The 7,466-nt window shown below is 60.6% G+C and carries 8 protein-coding genes; all 8 read right to left on the reverse strand.

Going from position 1 to position 7,466, the window contains the following annotated elements; translation table 11 throughout:
- Nucleotides 1-222: 50S ribosomal protein L31 (rpmE, locus tag FN369_RS07665; RefSeq protein ID WP_142525588.1), on the reverse strand; the 222-nt coding region annotated here is incomplete at its 3' end.
- 17 nt (nucleotides 223-239) lie between these two features.
- The gene (gene fabF / locus FN369_RS07670) at nucleotides 240-1,481 is read right to left on the reverse strand and encodes a beta-ketoacyl-ACP synthase II (protein WP_142525589.1); all 1,242 of its coding nucleotides are present in this window, start codon (nucleotides 1,479-1,481) and stop codon (nucleotides 240-242) included.
- A 63-nt stretch (nucleotides 1,482-1,544) separates the two neighbouring features.
- Nucleotides 1,545-1,799, reverse strand: a complete 255-nt coding sequence (locus FN369_RS07675; RefSeq protein WP_024806753.1) for an acyl carrier protein — start codon at nucleotides 1,797-1,799, stop codon at nucleotides 1,545-1,547.
- 199 nt (nucleotides 1,800-1,998) lie between these two features.
- Nucleotides 1,999-2,748, reverse strand: coding sequence for a 3-oxoacyl-[acyl-carrier-protein] reductase (gene fabG, locus FN369_RS07680; RefSeq protein ID WP_142525590.1), 750 nt, complete (start codon nucleotides 2,746-2,748; stop codon nucleotides 1,999-2,001).
- Complete coding sequence (locus FN369_RS07685) at nucleotides 2,723-3,658, reverse strand: ACP S-malonyltransferase (protein ID WP_142525591.1); 936 nt, start codon at nucleotides 3,656-3,658, stop codon at nucleotides 2,723-2,725. Before FN369_RS07685 ends, fabG begins: the two co-directional genes overlap by 26 nt.
- 154 nt (nucleotides 3,659-3,812) lie before the next feature.
- Complete coding sequence (locus FN369_RS07690) at nucleotides 3,813-4,379, reverse strand: NADH-quinone oxidoreductase subunit B family protein (RefSeq protein WP_142525592.1); 567 nt, start codon at nucleotides 4,377-4,379, stop codon at nucleotides 3,813-3,815.
- Nucleotides 4,369-5,925, reverse strand: coding sequence for a hydrogenase large subunit (locus tag FN369_RS07695; protein WP_142525594.1), 1,557 nt, complete (start codon nucleotides 5,923-5,925; stop codon nucleotides 4,369-4,371). The genes FN369_RS07690 and FN369_RS07695 overlap by 11 nt, the downstream gene beginning before the upstream one ends.
- A 38-nt stretch (nucleotides 5,926-5,963) precedes the next feature.
- The gene (locus FN369_RS07700) at nucleotides 5,964-7,415 is read right to left on the reverse strand and encodes a hydrogenase 4 subunit F (protein WP_142525593.1); all 1,452 of its coding nucleotides are present in this window, start codon (nucleotides 7,413-7,415) and stop codon (nucleotides 5,964-5,966) included.
- Between the last annotated feature and the right edge of the window lie 51 nt (nucleotides 7,416-7,466).

Raw genomic sequence — 7,466 nt, forward strand, 5'->3', positions numbered from 1 at the left:
AGCGGCGGCCGCCATATCCGGCAACTTATTTCCGAAGCGGCGCAGAAACTTTTCCACCCTTCCCGCAGTGTCCACGAGCTTCTGCTGCCCCGTAAAGAGGGGGTGGCAGGACGAACAAATTCCCAACCGAAGCCGATTCTTGGTGGAGCGAGTGTGGTAGACGGCGCCACAGGCGCAGGTCATTGTGGTCTCCCCATATTCCGGGTGAATGTTTGCCTTCATGCTACGATCTCTTCTTTCTATTCGAACTTCGCCACTACCAGGGATGCGTTGTGTCCTCCGAACCCGAAGGAGTTGCTCATGGCCACCTTCAACTTACTCTCTCGCGCCTCATATGGAACGTGGTGAAGATCGCACGCCGGATCGGGGTTGTCCAGGTTGATCGTCGGGGGGATCAATTGCTCTTCCAAAGCTTGCAAGCAGAGGATGAGCTCGACGGCTCCGGCCGCCCCCAAGCAGTGGCCGGTCATGGATTTGGTCGCGCTCACGGGGACCTTCTTCGTGTACGGACCGAAGACGCTCCGGATGGCCAGCGCTTCGCAAGCGTCTCCTTGCTGCGTCGAGGTCGCGTGGGCGTTGATGTAGTCGATCTGATCCGGATTCTTCCCGGCGCGTTTGAGCGCTGCGGTCATCGCGCGGGCGGCGCAGCGGCCGTTGGGATCGGGGGCGGTGATGTGGGAGGCGTCGGCGGAAAGTCCATAGCCGATGATCTCGCCAAGAATCGGAGCCCCGCGCTTCTTGGCGTGCTCTAGCTCCTCAAGGACGACGATCCCCGCTCCCTCGCTCAAGACGAAACCGTCTCGGTCCTTGTCGAAGGGACGCGATGCCTTTTGTGGATCGTCGTTACGAAGGCTGAGAGCCCTCATATTGGCGAAGCCCGATAGGCCCAGCGGGACGACCGCAGCTTCGCTTCCGCCCGCGACGATGACTTCCGCTTCCTCGTCCCGGATGAGTCGCCAAGCCTCCCCGATGCAATGAGCTGCCGTGGCACACGCGGTCACCACGCAGAAGTTGGGTCCTTGGCAGCCGAATTCGATGGCGATCATGCCCGAAGCGATGTTGGTGATCATCATCGGGATCATTAGCGGGGAAGTCCGCTTGGGGCCCTTTTGCAGAAGGACCGTATGCTGATCCTCCAGAGTTTTCAGTCCACCGATGCCCGAACCGACGATGACGCCTATCCGGGAAGGATCCTCTCGATCGGTGTTCAATCCCGAGTGGCGGACCGCTTCCTTTGCGGCGGTCATCGCCAGCTGAGAAAACCGATCCGCGCGGCGGGCCTCCTTCGGATTGCGGAATGCCTCGCTCAAGTCGATGCCGCGCACTTCGCCGGCGATGCGGCAATCGTACCCCGCTGTATCGAAAGCGGTAACGCGGTCGATTCCGCTACGACCGTTCCGGACGCTCTCCCAGAGAGAGTTGGCGTCGTTGCCGTTTGGGGTTACAGCCCCGAACCCTGTCACCACGACCCGACGTCTCATGCGGGGAATGGGGCCTGGGAGCCCCGCAAAAGACGATCCAACGAAGAACGGAGGGTCACGGCCTTAGCTCTCTTCCTCCACATGCTCTTCGATGTATCGGATGACGTCGCCTACCGTCTGCAGCTTTTCCGCCTCTTCGTCGGGCACTTCCACGTTGAACTCTTCCTCAAAAGCCATGACCAGCTCGACCGTATCTAGGGAATCGGCCCCGAGATCTTCGATAAACTTGGCCTTGGGCGTCACCTGCTCCGGATTAACCCCGAGCTGCTCTACGATCATCTCTTTTACGCGTTCTTCGATCGATTTCTTCTCTGCCATAAAATCTACTCTCCTTCGAGTTCGAGGCTAGTTAGAAACGGAATCGTGATTTGGCAACCAAAAAGTCGCCGGAATCGTGGAAAAGCCCCATTCTCGGTTCAGGCGCCTCCTGGCGACGAAGCCGACTCGAATCGGTCTTCCTTTTGTTTTCCGCTCTCATTCGTCCGCCATCCTCTCGTCGCTATTTCCGAGGGCCGGGTCAAGCCAGAAGCCCTCCATCGACGACGAAAAGCTGACCGGTGATGTAATTCGCCTCGGGTCCGCAGAGAAAAGCCACGAGTCCAGCGACCTCCTCGGCTTGGCCGAAGCGTTTGAGAGGGATTTCCTCCAGAAGCCGAGCCCGAGCTTTTTCGGGAAGATCCTTGGTCATATCGGTTTCGATGAAACCAGGACATACCGCATTGACCGTGATGCCTCGGGATGCGAGTTCCCGCGCGATCGATTTCGTCAAACCGATCAACCCCGCCTTGGAAGAGGAGTAGTTCGCTTGGCCGGGATTCCCCATGAGACCCGCTACCGAGGAGATGTTGACGATTTTTCCGGAGCGCCGCTCGAGGAAGTGGCGGCTCAAGGCACGGATCCACAAAAAGGCGCCTTTGAGGTTCGTGTCGACTACAATGTCCCAATCCTCCTCGGACATGCGAATGGTCAGCCCGTCCCGAGTGACCCCCGCATTGTTCACGAGCAGATCGACTTGCCCGAAATCGCCGAGAATGGCGCGGCTGATTTCATCCACCTCCTGCTTGAGGCGGACGTCAGCTCCATATCCCTTGGCTTTTCCGCCTCGATCGAGGATCTCCGCCGCGGTCCCTTGGGCATCCGAGGCCTGTCGGCTGACGCAGGCGACCGCCGCTCCTGCCTGAGCGAGTCGAAGGGCAATGGCTTTGCCGATGCCGCGGCTGGCCCCGGTTATGACGGCAACCTTATCGTTTAAGAAGTGTGTGCTCATGGGATTGTAAGTCTAGAACGGTCGTGAGGGCGATCCCCTCCGCCTGAGGCGCGATTCGTCGCAGCAGGCCGGTGAGGATCGGGCGAGGGCCGATTTCGACGAATTGGCCGATGCCCTGCTCCAGCATTCCCCGGATGCAATCTTCCCATCGGACGGAGCCCTCTACCTGATGAATGAGGGTGCTACGGATCTCGTCTGGCCGGCGGACGGGACGACCCAGGTAGTTGGAAAACACAGGAACGCGAGGGGCTTCGAGCGGAAAGTCCTCGAGAAAGCGTCTCAACTCCTCGGCGGCTTTGTGCATGAGGCGCGAGTGAAAGGCTCCCGAAACATCGAGCGGAATGACTTTTCGGACCTTCCGTTCGCGGGCCAGCTCCGGAACCAGGGCCAGTGCTTGGTGTGTCCCGGAGAGGATGAGTTGGCCGGGAGCATTGTAGTTAGCGATGTCGAGCCGAGCCTCCCGGGCGATTTCTTCAGCGGTCGCTTTGTCTGCCCCTACGAGGGCGATCATGCCTCCTGGTGCCTCTTCTGCGGCCTTCTGGATGGCCATGGCACGCGTTTTTACCAAACGGAGGCCCGCGGAGAAGGAAAACGTACCGGCTGCCGCATGGGCCGTAAGCTCGCCTAACGAAAGTCCGGCCGCGACGGAGAAGCGGAAGCTCGGAACGCGCTTTTGGAGAAGGGTGAAGAAGGCGATTCCGTGCACGAAGAGAGCCGGCTGACAGACGGCGGTCTGCACCAACGCTTCTGCGGGCCCGTGAAAGCTCAACGAGGAGAGGGGCATCTCCAACACCCGGTCCGCCTCCTCATAGAGACAGCGCACGTCCGCATCGGCCTCGCATAGGTCTCTCCCCATGCCGACCTCTTGGGCTCCCTGCCCGTCAAAAAGAAGGGCTCTCTGCAGTTCCACGGAAGGTTTCTTCTCCCGGTAAGAATCGCCACCATTGCCGCCGAAGGTTCTCACGCCAAGCTTTTTCTTTTTTCGATCCCAATTTTCCGTCGCCCCCGCGAAATGCCACAGAGCCTGCTCTTCGACCGGCGCTCCGCCGACTTCTGGTTCGGTTTCAAGAGTGAGCGGGCTTCTTCGCGCTTTCCAACAGGGCGAGAAGGCCCGCTAAAAGCTCCCGAGGACGCGGCGGACAGCCCGGAATCGCCAAGTCGACCGGAACCACGGACGCCGCCGCCCCGATGCAGGCGTAGTTCCCCGAAAAGAGACCGCCCGTGGCTGCACAGTCTCCGACCGCGACAACCCACTTCGGGTCGGGAATGGCATGGTAGGTGCGTTCGAGCGCTTCCCGCATGTTGCGGGTCACCGGACCGGTCACGAGCAGAACATCGGCATGCCGGGGGGAAGCGACGAAGCGGAGTCCGAAACGCTCCAGGTCATAAAAAGGGTTCTGGAGCGCATGGAGCTCGAGCTCGCAGCCATTGCAGGAACCCGCATCGACGAGACGGAGAGCAAGGCTTCTCCCCAGTCGGCTCCGCGCTCTTTCCTCAACCCGCCGGCCGAGTTCCCGAAGATGCTTCTCATCGACCGGGGGCGGGGCTTCGGGAAGACCCGAGCGGAGCAGACCGAAAAGGGTCGGCCGGCGAGGGCGGGGCGAGGATGGGATCTGCGAATCAGAGGTCATGGCCGGCGTAGGAGCAGTTAAAGGATTTATTGCAAAGCGGGAAGTCGGCAATGATGTTCCCGTAAATCGCCGCTTCCAGCAAAGGCCATTGAAACCAGGAGGGGTCCCGAAAGTGGCAGCGGGCGATGCGGCCTTTCTCGTCGAACCGAACCGAGACGAAGATATCCCCGCGGAATCCTTCCACGAGCGCGACTCCTTCGCCGGATGCGGCCTGCTCCCGGGACAAGGGAGCGTTGGCGGGCCCTTCCGGTAGCCCGTCGATGATCTGTTCGATCAGTCCGAGGCTCTGTTCGATCTCTCGAATCCGAATCGAAACGCGAGCGTCGACGTCTCCCTCTTCCAGAACCGGGATGGAGAAGCGCAAGTTCGGATAGGGGGGATAGCCCAGATTGCGACGCGCATCAAAGAGACGTCCGGAGGCCCGACCGATGACTCCGCCGCAGCTATACTCCTTTGCCAGCTCCCGGGAGAGTCTGCCGGTCCCGACTACTCGGTCTTGGAGAGAGGGGGTGTTCTCGTAGACCTGGACGATTTCCGGAAGGGAGAGCGCGATTTCCTTGGAGAGCTCTCGGAGCCGTCGGAGCGTCTCCGCTTGCGGTAGCACGCGAATCCCCCCGGGCACGATTCGATCCATCATCAGCCGATGGCCGAAGCATTCGTCGGCGGCTCGTAAGAGCTTTTCTCGCAGGAGGGCGCAAAAGGCCTGGATTCGGGGGAAAGCCGCATCGTTGCAGATAGCGCCCACATCCCCGAGATGATTGGCTATCCTCTCGATCTCGACGCAGAGAGCTCGCAACCAGTGAGCCAGCGGCGGAGACTCCAAGCCGGCCGCCGCTTCGACGGCGAGGGCGAAGGCGGTGGAGTAAGCAGCCGTCGTGTCCCCGGAGACTCGTCCGGCAAGCTCCGCGCCGCGATCGATTTCGGCTCCAAGGAGGAGCTTTTCGATGCCGCGATGGACGTAACCAAGTCTCTCTTCCAGGCGGACGACAGTTTCTCCCGCCGCCGTGAATCGAAAGTGGCCCGGCTCGATGATCCCCGCGTGAACGGGGCCGACAGGGACTTGGTGAAGCTCCTCCCCCTCCGCGGGAAGAAAGGCGTAGGAGACCGACTCGGCCGGTCGCGGCGCGATTCCCAGGGGGAAGCGGGCTTCCCAGGTCCCGTGGTCGAGCCAGGGCCTCGAATCGAGACTCTCTTGGGCGGAAAGCCCGAAGAGATCTCGAATCGCCCTTTCCAAGCGTGATGCGGGAGGGTGAAGCCGACCGATGGAGGGGAAGGTTCCTCCCGAGCAGGGAAGGCTCATCACCCCGGCTTCTCCGGAGTTTTGGTCGAAAAAGGAGAGGTGAACGGCGCTCGGCTCGCCCCAGAGAGCGAGGAGGGAAGAGCTTTCTCCGGAAAGGAGCTCGCCCGCTGTCTGCCAGAGCGATGCGTCGACGACGGCCCGAGGCCAAGGGCGATGGCGTTCGACGAGGGCTCCCTGCCGCAAGAGCTCGCGAAGGGACGAACGGGATCCCGAGGATGGGGGGGAGCTTGGCGAAGGAGCGGGCATTGGGTCTCGAGGAAAATTGGGCATAGCCTAGCAGCAATTTACCGGAGGAGGAGTGCGATCTGACGAAACCATCCGACCACGGCCTTCGGAAGAAAGATTCCGGCGGCGAGCACGCAAAGAATATGGATCAGAAACGGCCACGGGATCGCCCGGACGGGCTCCTGACGCCCGGTGGGCTTGCCGAAGGCCATGCCGGAGACTCGAAGCAGAAGGCCCGAGAACGCAACGAGAAGGCCGAGCAGGAAGAGAAGAATGATCCATGGATGGACGGAGAAGCCGCTGCTTACGATCAGGAATTCGCTGAGGAAAATGCCGAACGGGGGCATTCCAATGATCGCTACGGTGCCGGCGAGCAGCCCCCAGCCGAGGAAAGGGTGGGTTTCGGTGAGTCCTCGGATTTCTGCAATTTTCTGGGTTCCTTTGGCTTGGGAGATATGCCCTACGAGGAAGAAGATTCCGGATTTGGTCAGGCTGTGCAAGGCCATGTGGAGCAAACCGGCGAAGTTCGCTAACGGATTCCCTAGGCCGAAGGCGAAGGTGATGATTCCCATATGTTCGATGGACGAATAGCCGAAGAGCCTCTTGATGTCCCGGCGATGGTAGAGCATGAACGACGCGAAGAGGACGGAGAGCAGCCCGAGACCGATCAGGATCGGTCCGGCGGAAAGGACGTGCGGGTTGCCGGCTAGGAGCATCTTGAAGCGGATGACGGAGTAAAGGGCCACGTTGAGGAGGAGGCCCGAAAGGACTGCGGAAATCGGAGTCGGCCCCTCGGCGTGGGCATCGGGAAGCCAAGCGTGGAGTGGCACCAAGCCGACCTTCGTTCCGTATCCCAAGAGGATGAAGAGGAATGCGAGGTTGAGCAGCGAAGGATCGAGCGCGCCCGCGTGAGAAAAAAGAGCGCTCCAACGCATCGCTTCGGCTCCCTCCCCGACCGCTTGCCGCGCTGCGATATAGGTAAGCGTCGTTCCGAAAAGAGCCAAGGCAATTGCTACGCTACTGAGCATCATGTACTTCCAAGAAGCTTCGATCGCTTCGGGAGTGCGGTAGATACCGACCATGAGGACCGTGGTCAGCGTAGCCATCTCCACGGCAGCCCAGAGGATCCCAATGTTATTTGCAAAAAGGGCGAGGGTCATCCCGAAGAGGAGGAGCTGATACATGGCATGATAAAATCGAAGAAAGCGGGGGGTCAGCTTGCCCGCCGTGATTTCATGCTGGATGTATCCTGCGCTGAATAGGCTTGTGGTAAAACCGACGAATGCATTGAGGATGAGGAAGACCTCGTTGAGATCATCGACAAGGAGAAAGCGCCCCGGCTCCTTGCGCGGGGTTGCCAGAAGGCAGAGGACCAAGGCAAAGGAGAGAAAGCTGGCCAGGACATTGAGTTGGGCGGCGAGCCTCCAGTTTCGAAGCAGGGCGAAGAGAAGAGCGGAGGCGGCGGGAACCAGAAGCGCCCAAATCGTCGGATCGAAGGGAAGAAGTGTCATCGTCTTTCTCCGCGGAAGCGGTCGACGACCAGGATGTCTACCGTGTCAAAG

The sequence above is a fragment of the Methylacidimicrobium cyclopophantes genome, assembly GCF_902143385.2.
Classification (GTDB): Bacteria; Verrucomicrobiota; Verrucomicrobiia; order Methylacidiphilales; family Methylacidiphilaceae; genus Methylacidimicrobium; species Methylacidimicrobium cyclopophantes.